The organism is Paenibacillus glycanilyticus (assembly GCF_051200795.1).
Taxonomy (GTDB): Bacteria; Bacillota; Bacilli; order Paenibacillales; family Paenibacillaceae; genus Pristimantibacillus; species Pristimantibacillus glycanilyticus.
Genome location: NZ_CP195155.1, coordinates 1000091 through 1020798 on the forward strand (window position 1 = coordinate 1000091; position 20708 = coordinate 1020798).

The 20708-nt window shown below is 51.7% G+C and carries 12 protein-coding genes and 1 riboswitch; of the genes, 10 read left to right on the forward strand and 2 right to left on the reverse strand.

Going from position 1 to position 20708, the window contains the following annotated elements; translation table 11 throughout:
* The first annotated feature begins 98 nt into the window (after positions 1-98).
* The 5 genes from ACR9FF_RS04530 (at position 99) to ACR9FF_RS04550 (ending at position 6619) form a co-directional block, all read left to right on the forward strand.
* The gene (locus ACR9FF_RS04530; protein WP_201007002.1) at positions 99-500 is read left to right on the forward strand and encodes a hypothetical protein; all 402 of its coding nucleotides are present in this window, start codon (positions 99-101) and stop codon (positions 498-500) included.
* A 187-nt stretch (positions 501-687) separates the two neighbouring features.
* A complete protein-coding gene (locus tag ACR9FF_RS04535) occupies positions 688-2058 on the forward strand; it encodes a spore germination protein (protein ID WP_435169321.1) in 1371 nt (456 codons plus the stop codon).
* Between the two features lie 28 nt (positions 2059-2086).
* Entirely contained in the window at positions 2087-3190 is a 1104-nt protein-coding gene (locus tag ACR9FF_RS04540) for a GerAB/ArcD/ProY family transporter (protein ID WP_435169323.1), read from the forward strand.
* Positions 3187-4287, forward strand: coding sequence for a Ger(x)C family spore germination protein (locus tag ACR9FF_RS04545; protein WP_435169325.1), 1101 nt, complete (start codon positions 3187-3189; stop codon positions 4285-4287). Before ACR9FF_RS04540 ends, ACR9FF_RS04545 begins: the two co-directional genes overlap by 4 nt.
* A 256-nt stretch (positions 4288-4543) precedes the next feature.
* Complete coding sequence (locus tag ACR9FF_RS04550) at positions 4544-6619, forward strand: choice-of-anchor J domain-containing protein (protein ID WP_435169327.1); 2076 nt, start codon at positions 4544-4546, stop codon at positions 6617-6619.
* A gap of 70 nt (positions 6620-6689) precedes the next feature.
* On the opposite strand, the gene ACR9FF_RS04555 is transcribed toward ACR9FF_RS04550, so the two are convergent.
* Together ACR9FF_RS04555 and ACR9FF_RS04560 are read right to left on the reverse strand one after the other, a co-directional pair.
* Positions 6690-7328, reverse strand: a complete 639-nt coding sequence (locus tag ACR9FF_RS04555) for a cyclodeaminase/cyclohydrolase family protein (protein ID WP_435169329.1) — start codon at positions 7326-7328, stop codon at positions 6690-6692.
* A complete protein-coding gene (locus ACR9FF_RS04560; protein ID WP_435169331.1) occupies positions 7329-8183 on the reverse strand; it encodes a bifunctional 5,10-methylenetetrahydrofolate dehydrogenase/5,10-methenyltetrahydrofolate cyclohydrolase in 855 nt (284 codons plus the stop codon).
* 82 nt (positions 8184-8265) lie between these two features.
* A riboswitch (ZMP/ZTP riboswitch) is annotated at positions 8266-8350 on the reverse strand.
* A gap of 449 nt (positions 8351-8799) precedes the next feature.
* Here ACR9FF_RS04560 and ACR9FF_RS04565 point away from each other — a divergent pair.
* From ACR9FF_RS04565 to ACR9FF_RS04585, 5 genes are all read left to right on the forward strand, one after another.
* The gene (locus ACR9FF_RS04565; RefSeq protein WP_435169333.1) at positions 8800-16416 is read left to right on the forward strand and encodes an S-layer homology domain-containing protein; all 7617 of its coding nucleotides are present in this window, start codon (positions 8800-8802) and stop codon (positions 16414-16416) included.
* A gap of 121 nt (positions 16417-16537) precedes the next feature.
* Entirely contained in the window at positions 16538-17755 is a 1218-nt protein-coding gene (locus ACR9FF_RS04570; protein ID WP_435169335.1) for a HupE/UreJ family protein, read from the forward strand.
* Positions 17756-17772: 17 nt separating this feature from the next.
* Positions 17773-18837, forward strand: a complete 1065-nt coding sequence (locus tag ACR9FF_RS04575) for a permease (RefSeq protein ID WP_435169337.1) — start codon at positions 17773-17775, stop codon at positions 18835-18837.
* Between the two features lie 13 nt (positions 18838-18850).
* Positions 18851-19798 (forward strand): TIGR03943 family putative permease subunit, encoded by a 948-nt coding sequence (locus ACR9FF_RS04580; protein ID WP_435169339.1) that lies wholly within the window; start codon positions 18851-18853, stop codon positions 19796-19798.
* A gap of 33 nt (positions 19799-19831) precedes the next feature.
* On the forward strand, positions 19832-20689 hold the full coding sequence (locus ACR9FF_RS04585; RefSeq protein WP_435169341.1) for a hypothetical protein: 858 nt from the start codon (positions 19832-19834) through the stop codon (positions 20687-20689).
* Positions 20690-20708: the final 19 nt, after the last annotated feature.

Below are 20708 nucleotides of genomic sequence, written 5' to 3' on the forward strand. Positions count from 1 at the left end.
TCCTTCCGAGATGCGGAAGGAAGCTTTTTTATCATGTTTAAGAGGCTGGTACGTATAGTTGTAAAGGCAGTGGATTCTATTGATAAGGGGGTTATGGCATGTACAATTCGCCATTCGATCGTCTGGATGATCATCCCGTGCTAATGAGTGCCAGGCAGATAGCCGCAAATCAAATTCTGTTAACGTATGATCGGCGGGCTGACCTTAATTCGGCCGTACGTTTATCGAACTATTGGATTCGGAGCAATGCCGGAACGAATAGTGCCGCAAGCGTAAATATGGGGGATGCCCTAACGGCTTCGAACGCCATCCGGCCGGATATGGCGATGATAACGCCGGCGGACAATTCAGGCATGCATTTTCTCATGACGTTCAGGAGCAACATTCCTCCCCGCACGTTTTATATTGTTCTTCCTTGCTTTGTGAATCTGGAGGGGGGAGCAGGATTTAACGGCGAGAACTGGGGACCTTTCAGCATGAATATGTTTATCGGCATGTAATTTTTAATTCATCAAGACTCAGTAAGGGAGCTTTAAGCCACTTCACGTGAAGTGGCTTTTTGTTTTTTTTGGAGGACAGCGATAAATAAGGCGTTGAACATCAGATGCTTTTTTTACATGTCTTGGGCTTAACTGGAAACAATACAACAAGGATACTCCATTCATTCAAACAAGGAGGCCCAACTTTATGCGCGATATTCTAGCTTCCATCTACCGTTTGACCGAACAGCCGGATTCGGTGCCATTACTCGGGCTTCTTAACGAAGCCTTCGCGGATTCCAGCGACTACAGGGCATCGCTCATAGGAGCGGTCGAAGGCGAAGAATTGTACTTGTGTTATTTGGATTCTTTGTGCTCGACTGAAAAGCTTGAATTTCTGCTCGGGGATGAGAGCGGCGGGGATTTATCCTTTCGCCTTTCCCGATATAGCGGAGCCGGCTTAATGGAAGGAGAGTTTCAACGCTGCGAAATAGCGGTTTGCAGCGGGGCTGCCGTGTTATGCAAGCAGAGCTCCTCTGCCGGGCTGATCCTGCCTTTAGCGGAAAACCAACAAAGGGGAATCGGATCGCCCGTAACCGAAAATGTTCTTCAAGGCCCGATGAACGCCTTTATCGAAAGCCTGGATGTAAACACCGCTCTCATCAGGCAGCAGATCCATTCGTCAAAGCTGAAAATGTGGGAAACCGTAATCGGTACGGCCAGCCATACGCGTGTTGCCCTGTATTATTATGCGGATGCCATTGACCCCGAATTGTTATCCGATCTGCAGGATCGGATCGCCGAAATTCGGATCGAATCCATCCAGGACAGCGCGCAGTTCCTGCGGATTCTCATGTCCAGAAAACGATTCCATCTATTTCCCTTGGCAATTTCCACGGAAAGACCGGACCGGGTTTCCATGGATCTGCTTAAAGGAAAGGCCATTATTATGATTGACGGCTCTCCGTTTGCTTTGAGCATTCCTTCGGTATACACCGACTTCTGGCATTCTCCAGAAGATAAATACGTCAATCCGTTTGTAACCAATTTCCTTCTTACGCTGCGTTTCCTGGCCATGTTTATCAATTTATTCCTTCCTGCCCTGTACGTAGCGCTTACCTCCATCAACGTGGACGTCAATCGTCTGGAGATCAGCCTGGCAGCTGCCGCAAGCCGCGAGGGCGTGCCTTACCCCGTGTTTGTGGAAACGCTTCTCATGCTGATTATGATCGACTTTATAACGGAAGCGGGCTTGCGGCTGCCCAAGACGGTTAGCTCAACGGTTACGATGGTTGGAGGGGTTGTGCTTGGGCAAGCGATCATTCAGGCAAATATCGTCAGCAATCTGCTTATTATCGTGGTGGCGGCTACCGCCATTACGAATTTTATTGTAATCGACTATCAAATGGGGCTCGTCCAGCGAATTCTGAAATATTTCATTGTAGCGGGAGCTTCCATAGCAGGCTTGCTTGGCATTGTTTTCTGCTTCGCCTGCCTCATTATATACCTTAGTTGCATAGAGACCTTTGGAACGCCGTACCTCACATCCTTGTGGCCAAAAAAGAATAAGGTAACCTAATTCGTATCGAAAAGGGAAGGATTGTCCTATGAAGCGTCTATCGACTCTCAGCGGCTATGATATGCTTGCCATTCAAATGCTATACACTGGAGCGGTGGCAGGCTTTATTTACCCTAACTTTATCATTCGCAGCACGGAAGGAGCCTATTGGATTCCAATTGCTGTATGGGCCGCCGGCGCGCTGCTCAGCTCGTGGATTTTTAGCAGGTTACTGGCTCAATTAAACGGAGAGAAGCTTATAGCCGGAATACATGCCTCAATTGGGGGAATCTGGACCTGTGTGATCTGTCTGCCCGTTATCTTTTTTTTGCTGACGGCGCTTGTCGTTATGCTGAGGGCTTATACGGAGGTTATTACGATGACGATGCTTCCGACCACGCCTATCGCTTTTCTTAACGGCATGCTGATTGCTCCGGCCATACTTGCTCTAGCGGGGATGATGCCCATCGTTCGGGCGGCCAGGGTGTTTTTTTTATTGACGCTGCTATTAACCTTGGTCCTGCTGATTGTTGGTCTGAGTGACGTGCATTGGATAGTTGGGGCACCCTGGATTCGCACAAACGGGGATTTTCTATTGGACAAACGGTTCTATGCGGCTTCGTACATTTGGATGGGTTTCGTTATCACGTCACTTATCGGACCTTATACGCGGCATTCCGCAAAGCGCAATTGGAAAATGTATTCGGCTGCCCTTTTATGTACGCTTCCTCTAATTATGGGTTATATCTATTTGCCGGTTATGACGTTCGGTAGAGAATTAAGCAAGAGGCTTACCTTCCCGTTTATCTCCAAAATGGACAGTATATCGCATTATTGGATTTTGTTCGAGAATCTTACGGCGATTTTTGTATCGGTGACGATGTTCTATTTGTTTATCATCATTGCTTTGAAGCTCCATGCCATTGAAGAGATGGTCGCCGTTATAATGCCCCGGGCAAACAAACGGTGGATTCATTCAGGCGCATTTCTGGTCGTGTATGCTTCGGCTACTCTCCTAGTCTCCTGGAGAGTAGTAGAGAACATTACGATCTTAACGATCGGTCTAAGGCTCTACGTCATGTTTGTTTTTCCGTTGCTTGGCTTGCTTGCACTGGCTTATGGCCGGAGAGCCGGGAAGGAGGGGGCACTGTGAGCACAAGCGGATATGGACGGGCAATGCTGCTGCTGCTCTGCCTGCCAATCGTTTTTGTTGCGGGATGCTGGGATTCCAAAGATATTGATAATCGCCTAATGCTTGGCGTTATGGGTCTCGAGAAACGCTCCGTCGATTCCCCGCTAAATGTATGGTTCCGGTTTCCGCTTCCCAAGGGAGCGCAGGACGGGACAACGTCCAAGCAAGACTTTTTCACGACGAACCAGTACGGGCAGACGGTATCGGATGCCATGAATAAAGTAAGATACAAGCTGCCCAAAGCGCTTGATCCTTCGTCTACCCGGGCGATACTCCTCGATGAGTCCTTGGCCAAGACAGGCGTGGATCCTTATTTGGAGTTCGCGATCAGAGAGCGGTCCGTCCCGCTGGATGCGGTTGTTGCCGTCATCAGGGGAAACATGGAGCGTATATTCACTCACGCAAATCCAACCGGCGAGCTCACGGGGATTTATACGAAGCTCTTTTTCGAAAAGTACGCCGGAGGCATTCCGAGAAAGAACAGAACGATGCTCTGGGAGGTATACGCGAAGCTGTATAACCCCTTGCATTCGAATCTGATTCCTCTGTTAACGGAGGGAAAGCAGAACTCCTATGTATTGGCAGGGAATGCGATATTCGTCAAAGACAAGCTCGTTGGTGAGTTGAATCTGGATGAATCGCTGCTTTACGAGATTTTCACGCACCGGTTTCATGACTCCGAGGTAGAACTAATGAGCAAATCGGATATCCGTATCGTACATAACCATACCCGTGTAAGCACCTCTTTTAAGGATGGCAAGCCGATTATTCGACTGGATACCTCCCTTGTTACTACGCTCATTGACAGCTCTCGCTATCGGAGACAAAATGCTTCGGAGGTTGTCGCCGAGCTTGAAGCGGATCTGAACGCGCATGCCAAATCGATGTTTGAAAAAACGCAGCGGCTTGGAGCGGATGTGTTCGGTTTCGGCGATCGTTTCCGTATCCGTCTTCAGCCGTCGGAGTACGAGAAATGGCCGGAAATGTTCAAGCATGCGGAGATCAGCTATTCGTTCCGCGTCGATCTGAGAAATACGGGATTGGAGTTTCTCGACTGACGCGTCCTCCGGTAAATAGGAAACCGACCGAATTTGACAAAAGCTAGGGCGTTAGTTATGCGGCACAAGTCTTCCTTACTCTGACATGTATGGTAGCAGCGGCACTTTCGTATATTTTCCTCCTTGTTATGATAGTTGACATAGCGTAAGAATAATCGCAATCAGCCTATACCGGGCTGCTTGTATGATCATTCTTTAAGTTTATGCTTACGCATCAAGTTTTGCTTCGCAGAACTTTTGAGGAGGAGTGTATGTGGTGAAACGCAATCTTTTTGGTCTGATATCGTCGTTTATTCTGGTTGGCGGCCTCCTGGCGCCGGCTGCGGCAACGGCAGCGCCAACAAAGCAGCAAAGCTATAACGCTAATCCCAGCGTACTGGATGTAGGTTCGAAGCTTAGGGCCGATACTTTGGAAAGCGTCGAAGCCGAGGGACGGCTGGATCTGACAGGCAGCGAGGCTTCCGGGAATCCAGGCTCGTCGTCAGAGGCGGCCGGCTTGACGGAAGCGGATGTGGGCACTGTCAAACCGTGGCTCACGAATAACGATGTGAACGGCCAATATTATTTGACGAATTTTACTCTTCGGGCCGTCGGGAAGAGCGGCGAGGTATGGGTAGCGAACAACCTCAAATTCCCGGACGGCGATCCTCGAAACGGCTCCGTTCAAATTACGGACGAGCAGGTACAATACCTGCTGAACGAATTCGAAACGCGCATTTATCCGAAAGAAATCGAATACTTTGCGCCGCCGGCGGAACGCAAAGGAGAAGAGGGGTATAACGGCTTGTACAAGGATGACAGCGGGCGCGTTGTTATTCTGATCGACAACATTAAGGATCAAAGCTACTATGACCCTAACTATCCGAGCTATATCGCCGGTTATTTCTCCCCGACAATCAGCGATTTTGCCGACCGCAACGTGATGACGATAGACAGCCTGGATTGGCTTAACAGAACCGGACCATCCGCAGCAAAGCCCTATCTCTATGAAGGCGTATTTGCCCATGAGTTTCAGCATTTGCTGCACCGGGATACCGATCCTGCGGAAGAAAGCTTCATCAATGAGGGCTTGTCCGATTTCGCCCAGTACATGGTCGGATACGGCCATTCCACGGACCACGTAAACGAATTTTTATCCAATCTCCGCAACTCGCTTACTTTATGGGGCGATCAGTCCGATCTCCAGATTCTTTCCGATTACGGCAACGCGTATCTGTTCCAGCTGTATCTCTATGATCATTACGGTGAGTCGTTTATTCGAACCTTGTTCCATAACCCTAATACCGGTATTAGCGGTGTGGAAGCTGCGCTGACCGAAGCGGGAATCAATAAGTCATTCGCCGACTTATATGCCGACTACATGACGGCCGTTGTGCTCGACAGCGGTTATAAGGGGGATTCCTCCACCTACAAGTTTAATTCCATTGATCTAGCTCCCGACTTTGCTTCTTCGGTTAAGTCGGACAATGTTACGCCTGCATGGGGAACAGACTTCAAGGTGCTTAAGCCCGACTCCAAAATTGATCATCTCTATTTCCAGGGACTCGACTTCCTGCGCACCAACTGGATATCCGTAGAGGATCCCGAAAGAGGGAAGGTCCTATGGAGCAATCAAGGCGACCAGGCAGACAATTTCCTCATCAGGGAACTCGATCTGACCGGTCAGGCAACACCGGAGCTCAGCTTCGATACCAGCTATAATATCGAGGAGCAATGGGATTTCGGCGTGGTGCAAATATCGGAGGACGGAGGAAAGACCTGGACCTCGCTGTCCAACGAGGATACGCGTAGCGATCTGGTCGAAGGAGGCTATCCGAAGACGGCAGCGAATCTGCCGGGCTTCACGGGCAGCTCCGAAGGCTGGAAGACGGAGACCTTTGATCTGTCCGCTTATGCCGGCAAGAAGGTGCTGCTTGGATTCCGTTACCTGACGGACTGGGGCTACAACGAAGCAGGCTGGTACTTATCCAATCTACGGCTGAACGGGACCGTCATTGATCCGATGACGGATACCTCCGGCTTTAAGAGCCTAGAGCAGACGATTGGCCAATACGTCAATTATCAGGTGGAGTTCATTGGCCTTATGAAAAACTACGACAAGCAGAAGGACAAGGAACAGGGCAACCAGGTTAAGGTTATCCGGGTACCTGATCCGATCAACATGTCGGAGTCGAGCCGCATCGAGCTTGCCGACATGCTCCACAGCTCCAAGTACGGCAGTATCATTATGATGACGACTTACGCCGCGCCTGAAGGCACCGTGAGCAGCGTGCCTTACGATTACGACGTTGTCTTAAAGTCTAACGGAAAAAAAGACAAGCCGTCTAAATAAAAAAAATAGAAGAAGACGCCGGGATTCTCCTGGGCGTCTTCTTTTCGTGCGATAGAATATTCATGTTTTTTTATCCGAGGATGCGATTGCGCGTGATTTGAAGGCAGCTGCTTTTCAGTTCCTGAATCTCGTTCATTAGCGAAACTACCTTGTCCGAATAGAGCTGCTTTAGCTCCGCGTCCTTTAACGAGGCCAGATTGATCTCGATCGTCAGCAATGCAGACTGGGCTGCAGCTTCGAACAAAATCGCTCCAATCCCTAGATCGGAGATGACGTTTTTGTTGGAAGACTCCGCAATGCGGCGGGTAAATACCAAGCCTTCCCGGCACACCTCAATGAGACGCAGAGGAACATCAATCGCTTGAATCGCAGCTTCGCGAAGCGCGGTTTTGCGTATATGTTTCTCTTCATCGGAGCTCTTTGGCAGCTTTAGCGCATCCATGTATCCATTAAAAGAAGAGATGTCCGCCTGGAGCAGCTCTTCGCATTCTGTCGTTAAGCGACGCATCTTCTCTATGACTTCAACAATAGTAGATTGAATATCGGCGAACTTCTCACCTTGAGTCAAGTTCCCAACCATTGAAGTCATCGAAGCTGCAAGCGCAGCAATTAATGCGGCTACGCTTCCTCCGCCCGGCGTAGGACTAGCGCTGCCGGCTTGCTCCAGAAAATGACGGATGGAATCATCCCACGAAATCGTTGCAGTCATCTATTTGTCCTCCCCGAGTTGAAGGTCAATAGCCTTCAGCAGATTTTCGTACAGGATAGCCGTCGTTAACGTTCCGACCCCGCCAGGTACGGGGGATACCGCCGCTGCGCTTAATTGAACGCCGATTGCAACATCGCCAATCATTTTACCCTCCGGCGTTTCATTGATTCCGGCATCTATAATGACGAGGTTGGGATGAACCATCTCCTGCGTAACCACGCTTGGGCGGCCAACCGCGACAAAGGCGATTTCGGCATGGCCCAGATGGGAAGCGATATTCGGCGTGCGCGAATGACAGACGGTTACGGTGGCGTTCTCGCGCTGAAGCATATGGAACAGCGGCAGCCCGACGGTCTGGCCGCGTCCCACGAGCGTTACGTTCTTGCCTTCAAGCGTATAACCGTAATGCTTCAGGAGACGAATGCAGGATTGGGGGGTAGCCGGATAGAGACCGGTGTCACCCGTTACCGTAGCAAGCTTGTTATCAGGCGTAACTCCGTCCACGTCTTTCAACGGGGAGATCGCCCTCTCAATGGTGCTTGCCGACAGATGCCGGGGCAGGGGCAGCTCCAGCATAATGCCATGAACGGTTGGATCATTGTTCAATCGGTTAACAAGCTGAAGGAGCTCTTCTTCCGCAACTCCTCCCGGGAACGCGTGGAGAGTAAAAGCTACGCCTAGCTTCTCGGCGATTTTTTGCTTGGCCCCGGCATAATAAGCGGATGCGGGATCTCCTTCGACCAGAATGGTCGCCATATGAGGCTGAACCCCAATCTGCTTCCATTTTTCGACCTTCGTTCTTATTCCTTCGTATACTTGATCTGCTGCTTCCTTCGCTTTCAAGAGCTTCGTCATTCCAATCCCTCCATGCCGTTTTGTTCATGAACGAAAAAAAGTACCTGCGGAAGGCTCGCGAAAAACGCGAGTCTGTCCTCAGATACTTTTCCCAGGCGAACGGAACGTCCAAGCTGCATGCTCCCCCGTGGTTGATTCCACTTTTTTCGCCAGTCGCATACAACGTTATTTTTCTTACTGTATCAAAAGTTTGAAGGAAAGAAAAGTCGGATACCTGTTCTTTTTGTAAGGGCTGAAACAAATTTCACTTGAAAATATTTCAAAAATGAACATATGAAAAAGCAGGATGGTTTACTGCTAAAAAATTAATATTACGATGACAATTGTCGAAATTAACGGTGCTATAATGCAGGTGAGGTAAGGCTAACTCGTTTTTTGGGGATTTTTATAGAATTTTGCGGAAAGGAGTCTATTCTCTTGCAAGTCATAAATAGGAATCAAATAGCCGCGATCCGATAGCTTTTGGCGGGGCGCACGGACCACGGCTTCTGAAGAAACCGGCTTATCGGCGGTTTATTTGCCGTTGATAAGCAAGCCTATTTATTTTATCACAGCTTGGCCTACCTCTGTTAGAAGACTTATTTCCAATATGAATTCATTGAACGGAGGCTTTTAAGTGGGTTATTCGGCGTTAAAAAATAAACGCGTATTCGGCATCGTTTTATCCGTTATGATGCTTCTCACGCTGCTGCAGCCGGGCAGTCTTTTGCCTATGGCATCCGCAGCTTCGGCGGTGACGCTTGCGAAATGGGACGGGACGGGCACGGGTGCAAATGCAGCCGTGGACCTTCCGGCGAACCAAAGCGTTACGCTTGATGTCAACAAAGACAAGAAACTGACGACAACCGCACCAACAGTGGGATTCTCCAACGATAAATCTACTCCTGCCATGTCCGTTGTTAGCGGCAGCGGATGGACGGTAGGGGGATTCTGGCAGACTTCCCTCGTTACGACTGGTTATACGAATCTGAAGGTATCTTCGGTTCAGCGGGGTTCAGCGACAGGGCCAAGAGACTTCCAGCTTCAATATAGCCTAGACGGAGCAGCCTGGAATGATGTTGCAGGCGGTACCGTAAAAGTTCAAAACGATTGGACGACAGGCGTACTGAGCAATGTAGCGTTGCCTTCCCAAGCGGACAATCAGCCGATGGTCTATTTGAGATGGACGCTCGTTGACAATATCTCCGTCCGTGCGGGTACGGGTACATACTCCGCTACGGAAGCTTTCGGGAGCGGAGGCACGAGTCAGATCGAAAACATCGTTGTAGCCGGCGATTCGTCTGACGGTTCCGGCGGCGACGGTGGCGACGGCAGCAATGGCGGCGTACAAGCAACGACGCCTCCGGTCGTTAACAAAATTACGTTCGTGGACGATTACGCGACGCTAAACGGCGATATCGGAGCGGTACCGGCAAATGCGGAAGTGAAAGCTTACGATGCCGACAATACGCCGCTCGGCAATACGACCGCTAACTCGGACGGTTCGTTTGCTCTGACGATCAGCAATCCGACTCATGCGGGAACGGTGACGGTAACCGCTACGGAGACGGGCAAAGAAGAGAGTGCGAAGGTGAACGTATCGGTCGGACAAACTGCCGCGCCGAATGCAGCCAAGATCACTTATTCGAGCTACTCGACCGTGTCGGGAACAGCTTCCGCCGTAGCTGGCGGTTCAGCCGTTACGATCTATTTGGCGGATGGCACAACTCCGGCGGGTTCGACAACAGCCGAAGCGGACGGTTCGTTTACGGCAAGCCTTTCCAATGCGGACGGCAATGCGAAAATTTACGTGACCGCCAAAGCGGCGAACAAGCTGGTCAGCGCTAAAACCGGCGTTGATTTTGCGATTGTGAATCCGAATAAAGCGAATCCGGGCGATGTTGTCTTCAGCATGCTGAACGTAAGCGGAACGGCAAACGGGGTTTACAAAAATAAATTTTTCGAGCTGTACAACCGTACGGACCACGATATCAGCCTGAAAGGCTGGGTTATCGATTATACGGCATTGACTAATCCCGCAGCGACGGGAAAAGGGACTGCCCTTACCGGAACAATCAAGGCCCATGGTTACTACCTCGTGTCCGGGGCAGTCAACACGAGCGGGGCGTCCGCCTTGCCCGTGGCAGCCGACGATACCGGGTCGCTTGGACCTAATGCAGGCTCCTCCGGCGGCGGCATTATCATTCTGACGCAAGCCGCGACAGCGACTTCCGATCCGAACAACGAGAATATCGTTGATATGGTTGCTTACGGCAGCGCATCTTCCTTCTTTGACGGAAAAACGTTCTTATGGGGAGCTCCGTTTATCGCATCGGATATTGCGAGCGGCGTGATGGTCCGCAAAACCGAGATTGGTTCAGACCCGCGTGCGGCTGTAGGCATGCATAACGGTGCGTACTTCACGAAGGATCCATCCAAGGATTTCGTGACCTTCGTGCCGAAAGCGGCAGCGTCGCCATCCGAAATCATCGTGAAGAACGCCTCTTATAGAGAAGCGCCCGCAGCAGCAAATATTACATTTGACGGTGCTGCATCGGTAACCGGTACGGCGGATGCGGCCGTGGCGAATTCGACAGTGAAGGCTTATGCCTATGTTGACGGCGCGTTCACGGCGGTTGGTCAGGCGACTGCCGGAGTTAACGGTTCGTTTGCCATGACCATCCAGAACTCGACCGGCATTCAATCGGTTTACCTCACGCATGCGTATGCGAATGCGGAAAGCCCGTATACGCGCATCGACGCGTCGTCCTACGCGAAACCGGCAATCGCGGCTATTAGCGACGTACGTGCTTCGGATGCAAAAGGCATGACGCAGCAGGCTGGTTATACGGCAACCGTCGAAGGTGTCGTTACGACCGCGAACGGTGTGCTAGGCACCGAGCCAACTAATTTTTACGTGCAGGACGCTACCGGCGGTCTTAATGTCATTGCCGGCGCGGTACCAGGCGTATCCATTGTACCGGGACATAAAGTGAAAGTGACCGGTTCGATCGTGTTTACGGCCGGTATGCTTCAGCTTCTGGCTTCCTCGATCGAAGACGAAGGCGATCAAGGCTTGCCGGCGGCAACAAAGGTTGAGCTTGCGAAAGCATCATTGGCAGCTACTATGGAGCCAATTGAAGGCACGCTTGCGGCCATCAAAGGCAAAGTTACGAATACGGCAGCATCAGGAGCGGATACAGACGTAACGCTCACCGATGATGCGAACAATACGTTTATCGTCAGAGTGACGGCAGGCTCGGGCATTGACATGTCGGGCAATACCATTGAACTGAACGAAACGTATACCTTCACCGGCATTATCGGGCAAGCGGACCGGGTATCTCCGTATGACAGCGGCTACCGCTTGATGCCGCGCGGTGCTTCGGACGTCAAGGGCGAGCTTCAATTCAGCCATACGCCGCTTGAGAAAGCCTACACTGGCGTGGACGTCAGCTTTGAAGCCTTGGCGAAGTTCGCCGATTCCGTAACGCTTTATTATAAAGGGGCGGAAAGCGAAAATTACCGTTCCGTTCAACTAAGCGCTGCGGACAAGGTGCATTACAACGGCCATATCCCGCAAGCGGATGTTCCTGCAACGGGCAAGCTTTTCTATTACATCGAAGCGATATCCGGAGAAGTTAAGGCAGGTTCCGGCAGCAGCGCGGAGCCAATCGTTATCGACATCGTTGAAGATAAAGACGGCCCTGTCATTACAAGCTTATCGCCAGCGGAAGGGGATAAGCTCGAAACGCAGCATCCGGCCATTTCCGCATCGTATAACGATCCAAGCGGCATTGATTATACGAAAGCCACGCTGAAAATCGACGGCGTTGACTACACGCAGCGCGCAGCATTTTCGGCAACGCAAGCAACGCTTACGCTGACTACGGACGATGATTTGGCTGTTGGCGACCACACGATTCAGTTGATTATCCAGGATACTCTTGGCAACGTAACCGATAAATCGTGGACGTTTACGATCGAAGAGCGTTTTTCCGGAGGCAACCATTACTACGGCACAACGCATAACCATACGAATATTTCGCATGACGCGCACGGCGACCCTCAGACCGCGCTTGATCAGGCTAAATATTACGGCTATGACTATTTCGCCTTTTCCGACCATTCTCATGATATCGACGCTGCCATTCGCGGAACGGCGGAAGACGCAGCTTCCCATGGCGGCATGCCTGAGCGCAAGGGCGGCGAGAGCTGGGCATTGACCAAGTCGCTCGCCAAATCGAATACGGTTGACGGACAATTCGTCGTGTTCCCGGCATTCGAAATGACGTCGACCACTTGGGGCCACTCCAACGTATTCGGCACGGACAATTTCATCGACCGGATTGAAGACGGCGGCCAGTATCAGGATCTGGATAAGTATTACTCTTGGGTAATGACTTACGATGACATCGTTGCCCAATTCAACCATCCGAACGCGCCTACGGGCTCGTTCAACAGCTTCCTGCCTTACAACAAGCAGGTAGACAAGCTGTTCACCTTGTTCGAAGTCGGCAACGGCTCCGGCAACTATTCTTACGTCAATCTTGAAAACCTGTACTATAAAGCACTTGATATCGGCTGGCATGTCGCGCCAACTTTCGGTGAAGACAACCATGATGCGACATGGGGCCAGACAAAAAGACGTACCGTCATTGTCGCGAAAGATTTGACGACGGATTCGCTTATGGATGCGATGCGCAACATGCGCGTCTACATGACCGAGGATCCAAACGCGAAATTGGATGCAACGGCTAACGGCTGGTACATGGGTTCTACCGTCGACAGCAAGACCCTCAATTTTAATATTACGGGCAGCGATAACGTACTCGAGAGCAAATCCGACCCGCGTTACAGCTATATCGCGACTCCATCCAACGATAACGTGGCGAAGGTTGAACTGATTACGAACGGCGGCGTAATAGCGGCAACGTATACGCCAACGTCGAATGAGACTTCGTTCAACTGGAAGCCAACCGTAACGGTTGCGGGCGGGCAGCAATGGTTTGTCGTTCGCGTGACGCAAGCTGACGGTGACCGCATTTACTCTGCGCCGTTCTGGTCCGAGGAAGAAGCGGTTGCTGTGAAGGTGGGCACCGTTGTGGCTGCGGAAGGCGCCATCATTGGCGGCAATGCGGCAACGCTGAACGCTTCAATCAGTAACCAAGGTACGGAAACCATTAACGGGATGACGGTCTCGTACTACTACGATCAACAAGACAGCGGTCATTTGATTGGTCAGACGACAATTGATTCCTTGGCTAGCGGCAAATCGACGACGTCGAGCGTCATTTGGAGCAATCCGATGGCCGGCAATCATGACATCATCGTTGTTCTGACAACGGCTGACGCAACGCTGAACGAGTACCATCAATCCTTCTCCATTAAAGCGCCGCTCGGCAAAAAAATTCTGATCGACGCTTCGAAGAACAACGAGAATACGACAAAGGATACCGGCAGCTATAAAGACAACCTGAAGTCGTTTACGAATCAGATGAGACTTCAAGGCTATACCGTTGCCGAGAATACGGCGTCGACGATTACCGATTCCGCTCTAAACGGCGCGGCGGTGCTGTATATTTCCCATCCGGCTGCTGCTTACAGCGCGGATGAAATCACCGCTGTTAAAAACTTCGTCAATAACGGAGGCTCGGTCTGGCTGGCGGATAAGAGCAACTATGGCGCTACCAACCAGAATCTGAATCCGCTTCTTGAAGGCATCGGCTCCACGATTGTGTTGAATAACGACGAAGTGGTTGACGAGACAAAGGACGGCAACTTCTGGTCAACGCCGCTTACTTCGAACTATTCGGTCCGCTTGCATCCGAAGCCGATCAGCAACTATTTGACGGATTTCGTATCGACCATCGAGTATTACAGCGGATCCAGCTTAGCGAAGAACAGCGGCGGTCCGGTCAAAGCGGAATTGAAGGACAGCGATACGGTAACGGTTCTCGCAAGAGGCAACGAGTCCACGTTCCAGCTTGCGTCGCAGATCAAGAGCGATACGTACTCGTATAATGTATCGTCTTCCCCGGCTCCCGCAGACTTGACGGGCGGCTCGGCGATTCCGGTCATCGCGTCGGAAACGGTTGGTGCCGGAAGAATTATCGTGTCGGGCATGAACATTTTCAACGATAAACAGATGGATGAAAGCTATAACGCAAAGGGCAATAACGAATTCGCGCTTAATGCCATCAACTGGCTTGCGCATCGCGAGACGGTTGTAAGCTCGATTGCGGAAGCACGCGCATTGCCGGTCGGCACGGATGTTGTCGTACAGGGCACCGTAACCTCCGATTCGGAAGTATTCTTCGACGCCTTCTACCTGCAGGACGCAACCGGCGGTATTATGGCGTTTAACGAATTGCCTGAGCATACGCTCTCCTTGGGAGACGTTGTGCGGGTATACGGCCACATCAGCGAATTCGAGAATAACATTGAGCTGGAGTACAACGGCTTTGCGGCCAGCGTCGTAAAAGTCAGCTCCGGATTATCGCCTGATCCAAAACTGGTTAGCACGCATGATGCGGTAGCTGCAGCGAACTTGGGTCAGCTGGTGAAAGTGATCGGTACCGTAACCTCGATCCCGGACAGCAATTCCTATGTTATCGATGACGGCAGCGGACCTTTGCTCGTGTTCGCGGACGGTTACATCGTGGATCAGAGCGGACCGATTCCGGTTCTTGGCGTCGGAGAAACGCTGCAAGCCGTAGGCTTGTCCGGCGGTTATTCCGGAGGCATGCGGATCCGCGTCCGGAATACGAAGGAACTGTCCAAGGTTGAACAGACAGCTGCCGGCCTGGCTGCGGCGCTGACAAGTCTTCCGGCACCGGCGAAGGATGCGACATCCTGGACATTGCCGGCAGCACCGACCGGATTCGCGTACACCATTAAGAGCGTGACGCCAACCGGCGTTATCGCAACGGACGGCACGGTTACGCCGCCATCCGAAGCAACAACGGTACAAGTTGTCGTGACGGTAACGAGAACATCCGATCAATCGACGGCGGATACGGCGCCAATCTCGGTGATTGTACCGGCGAAGACACCATCGGACAATGGCAACAATGGCGGAAACAACGGTGGAAATAACGGCGGCAATAACAGCGGAAGCAACAATGGCGGTTCGACCGGAGCGCCTAGCAACGTTACTCCGGTAACGGCCGACATGCTTAAGCAGGGCGTAACGACCATAGCCTTGAAGCCGGACACAACGGCCTTCAGCCTGCCTGGCAATGCTTCCGAATTACTTGGCAGTCATCCGCTTGTTCTGCAATCGGGCAGCGCAGAGCTGCAATTGCAGCCAGAGTTGCTCAAGCAATTGACCGCGCAAGTATCCGGAACGGACCTTTCGAAGGGCACGATCTCCATCCAGATGGCTCCGTTAAGCTCGAATGACGCCAGCCAGGCGATTTCGAGAAGCGAGAAAAACAGCCATTCCGTCATCCAGGCGGAAGGTCAGATTTACGAATTCAGCCTGTCCTTCACGACGGCTGCGGGCGTAACCTCGAAGCTCACGCAATTTAATGAGCCGATTACGCTCCGCCTGAAGGTCGATCCTGCGGCTGCAGCCGCAAATCCAGGCCTGCTTGGCATCTTCTACATGGGTGACGACGGCAAGCTGGAGTACATCGGCGGCGATTATGCCAACGGCGTAATGACTGCAGAGATCCGCCATTTCAGCAAATATGCCGTACTCAAAGTCACGCATAATTTCAGCGACGTTACGTCGGGCTTCTGGGCGTATAACGTCATTCAGGAAATGGCAGCCAAGCAAATCGTTAACGGTACAAGCGATACGGCCTTTGAACCGAATCGGGCGATTACGCGCGGTGAATTTACGAAGCTGTTGGTCAATGCGCTGAAGCTGACCGCTACGACAACAAAATCGTTCGCTGACGTACCTGGCAGCGCGTATTACGCGGAGCCAATCTCGATTGCGTACGGCAATGGCATTGTAACCGGCCGCACCGCAACAACATTTGATCCGCAAGGCATCATCACCCGCGAGGAGATGGTCGCCATGATGATGAGAGCTTACGAGGTCGTTAAGAAGCAACCGATCGATACCGTGAACGAATCGTCATTTGCGGACATCGGTACGGTATCGAACTGGGCGAAAAATTACGTAAATGCCGCAGCCAAGCTCAAGCTGATCAATGGCCGCTCGGGCAATAAATTTGTACCGAAGGGCATTACGACTCGCGCGGAAGCCGTGCAAGCGATTTACAACCTGATGAACAAATAAAGAAGCGAAGTATTGATTTTTTTCAAAAGCAAGGCAGGGTGCCGTATCGACTGACCGGCACTCTGCTCCTTGTTTTTCTCTTGAAATTGCCGTTTACGCTTGATCGAAGGGAGACCGGGTCATGTTTGCGCACAAGTTAGGAAAGGTTATCGCCGGGATAGGCGGGACCATTGCAATTGCTTTAGCAGCCGTATCTTTTCCATTGGCGGCATCGGCGCATGCGTACAGCGCTAGCTATACGACAGTGGAATTGACAAAGTCCGGCACCGTGGTCACTTACGCGATCGATGAATTATCCGTCATCGAATGGGTAGGCGGCGACGCCAACGACAACAAGATGCTCGAGCCGGAAGAGTTCGAAGCGGATAAAGAACCCTTTGCGGATGTATTCAATAAAAACATAACTTTGAAAATAGGCGGGAAAGCACAGGCGCCGGTTCAGATCGAGAACTACTATCTGGACCGCAAAGGCGATGCCACGCAGGTGATTATGCAGGTTCGTTATCCGGCCGCATCCGGAGGCGAATCGCTCTCGCTTTCAGATACATTGTACGAGAAGGATGCCAAGACCAATTACGTGAATCTGCTGACGATCCATTACGGCTCCGGCCAGAGCACCTCGGCATTAAACGGCGGCGACCGGACATGGGCGATGCAAATAACGGATGATCAATACGCGGCGCTGCCCGCAGACCTGCAGCCGGTTGCTGCCGGCGGCGGAGATCAAGCAAACGATGCGGCTGAAGGCGCCGTTTCCGGTAATACCGTTACGGAAAGCAGCGAAAGCTCGACCTCCGGCTGGTATTCGTTTTTTAAACTAGGCATGCATCATATACTTGGCGGTTACGACCATCTGCTCTTCTTATTCTCGCTGCTCATTGCCAGACAAACGATTAAGCAGTATTTCGTTATGATCACGGCATTTACGGTCGCGCATAGCATCACGCTGTCGATGACGGTCCTTGGCTGGATCAGCGTCCCCGGCGCATTTGTGGAACCGATGATCGCCTTGAGCATCTGTTATGTAGCGATTGACAATATGGTGCGTCCGCAAGTCAGCTACCGGTGGATGCTTACGTTTTTGTTCGGTTTAATCCATGGCATGGGCTTCGCGGATATTCTGGTTGGCATGAATATACCGCGCAAGGAGATGGGCGTAGATCTCGCCAGCTTTAATCTGGGCATCGAGGCGGTCCAGTTGGGGATTGTCTGCCTTGCGCTTCCGATTATTCTGGGTCTTCATCGTTACCGGCACGCGAGAAAATTCGTATTGGCCGGTTCGAGCACGGCTTTGCTATTGGGCGGAATTTGGCTTGTTGAACGGGTATTCATCGGATAATTCGGGAGCGTAAACTTATGGAAAATACGACAATGCAACGCAAGGCCGCATCTTCGCGCACGAATCTTTTTGCTGCCGTCAGCCTGCTGTTTATTCTTGGGCTATATTTGTTCTCGAGCAATGCTCCGGGGACATGGCTTGCCAATCCCAAGCTGCAATTGTTCAAAACATTATTTATCAGCATTATGCTGGAGGCCATGCCCTTTATTTTGGTTGGCGTTATCATATCGGCGCTGCTTCACGTATTCGTGTCGGACGCCATGATCCGCCGCTTTATTCCTTCCAATCCCGTGCTGGGGATTTTAACGGCAACGGTGCTTGGCATCATCTTCCCGATCTGCGAATGCGGGATAGTGCCGGCGATTCGGAAGCTCATTCGCAGGGGGATGCCGACCCATGTGGCGACGGCTTTTATTCTGGTCGGCCCTATTATTAATCCCATTGTTTTCTGGTCGACGTTTACCGCCTTCCGCAGTCATCCCGAAATGGCGTACATGCGGATGGGGCTTGCCTTTGCGATTGCATTGATTGTTGGGCTGATCGTCTACCGCGTTGTGCGGTTTGATCCGCTCCGGGAGACAACAGCTGCCGCAAACGTCCATACTCACGCATACATTCACCACCATCATCATGATGATCAGCACCGGCATGATGATAACCATGAACATTCGCATGCTCACCGCTCCGGCAAAATCGCCGAGGTGATGGGGCATGCGGTGAGCGAATTTTTCGATATGGGCAAATTTTTGCTCATTGGGGCCCTATTGGTTGGTCTGCTGCAGACGTTTGTGTCCAACACCGAGCTGATGGCGCTGGGACATGGTGCGGGCAGCTCGAACGCGCTGATGATGGCGCTTGGCTTCATGCTGTCGCTCTGCTCGACGTCGGATGCGTTTGTGGCGCAGTCGTTCCTGACCACCTTCGATAAAGGCGCCCTGCTCGCATTTATGGTATTTGGTCCCATGTTGAATTTGAAGAGCTTGCTGATGATGCTTGCCGTATTCAAAACAAAATTCGTGCTGCTTGTAGGCGTCTGCGTTACCGTGCTTGTATACGTCGGCTCGCTGCTTATCATGAACTAGGGAGGGAAGGACTTTGCTGCAACGCTGGAAACCCGCGTATACCGAAGCCATCGATCATTCGTTTAAAGGCTTGATCCTGATTGGCTTCGCCGCGCTGATTCTTTATCTCTGGCAATCGGGGGACATGCTGCTCTATATTGCGCCTGGACTGGTGCCTTACGTCGTGGCCGCTTCCGTTGTATTGCTCATTCTGGCAGGATCGCAATTCCGCATAGCGGTACGTTCGCTTCGGGAACGGATCATCGTATGCGACTGCGGACACGATCACGGGTATGAGCATAAGCATGATGCTGCCGGGCAGAGGCAGGGGCGCTCGCGCCGGATGCTCATGAAATCGGGGATATACGGTCTGTTTCTGCTTCCGCTGCTCCTTGGCGCAACGCTCCCGAATACAGCGTTTGCCGGATCGCTCGCCGTTAATAAAGGAATGAACATGGGAGTCGCTCCCGTTGACGACGGCAAAGCGGATCTCGAGCTTGTAGAGCTGGAAGGCAATGTGGACAGCGGGCTGAAGGAGCTGTTCCGCACGCAGCCTTACAACCTCGATTACGCGAAGCTGGGCATGCTGCTGTATCAGCAGGACATGATTGAAATGAAGGATCAATGGTTTATCGAGAAGCTTGAAGCGATTAACCGATTCGTGGATAACTTTCAAGGGAAAACGATACGGATCACTGGTTTCGTATACCGGGACAAGCAGCTATCCGGTGGCCAGTTGATCGTAGGACGGATGGCGATGACCCATTGTATCGCGGACATTGCCCCTTACGGCATGATCGTCGAAACGCCCGAAGCGGAGGATTACGCCAACGATACCTGGATTACGGTTACGGGCACGATCGGAAAAACGCAATTGGGCGGCCACGATATCATGAAAATCGTGGCCACGGATATAGAGTCCGCCGAGCCGTCCGCGGTGCCTTACGTGTATCCGGATATCCATTTTGCGTCAAAAATTTAAAACTGTTAAAACACGGAGAAGGAGGCCCCTTCTATGGGATTGCATATCGGAAGCTTATTGCTCGTGTTAGTCGCAACGGTATACCTGATGATCGCGGGAATGGCAAACCGGACAATCGCGATAGCCCTCGTATTCCTTGCTTCAACCGCTCTTGGCTTCCTGCTTATCGAAACGCTGGATTACAAGCTGCGGCTGTCCGCTGTTATTGCGGGAGTAATTGCAACGGCATTGGGCATGGCTTATATCCAAAAACATGGCGCAATAACAGCGGCCAATGCCGCGATTACAGGCTGGCTTGGCGCGGGAATAGGCTTGTTTGGAGGTTCGCGCTTTTATGTATCGGATGCACTGATGATTGGCGCGGATATCGCGTTTGTTATACTCGCGTTTCTTATGCAGAAGGCCGCGGAGCGTTACTACCGCAAGGCGGAAGAGCCGGCTAAGCAGAAAGGAAAAGCAGCCGTTAAGACGAAACGCGCATCCGGTATTCCGGCATCCGCCATGTATGCGGCAGCCGTTGCCTTGTTCTTCTCCGTGCTCCTGTCGCATGCGGATCATTCCAGCGCGGCAAAGATCGGCCAGACTTCAACGGCGGATGCCGTATACGATGCCGATAGCGGCATTCAGATCGCGACGGTGGAAGTAAACGGTGCGGGCTTTAATCCCCGCAATATTATTTTTCAACCGGATATGATGATCAAGCTGGTGTTCCATGTTTCATCGCTGGCTTCGGGAGGCATGACGTTTGTCTCCGAGGACTTGAACCTCGAGGCGCCTTTGCACAAGGGAGATAATATCTTCATGCTCAAGAAAGCTCTCCCGGGCGTTTACGGCTTCACGGTTCAGGGCTCTAACGTAAAGGGGACGTTTACGGTAAAGAATGCCTCGTAATTCATTTATTAAGGCGGCA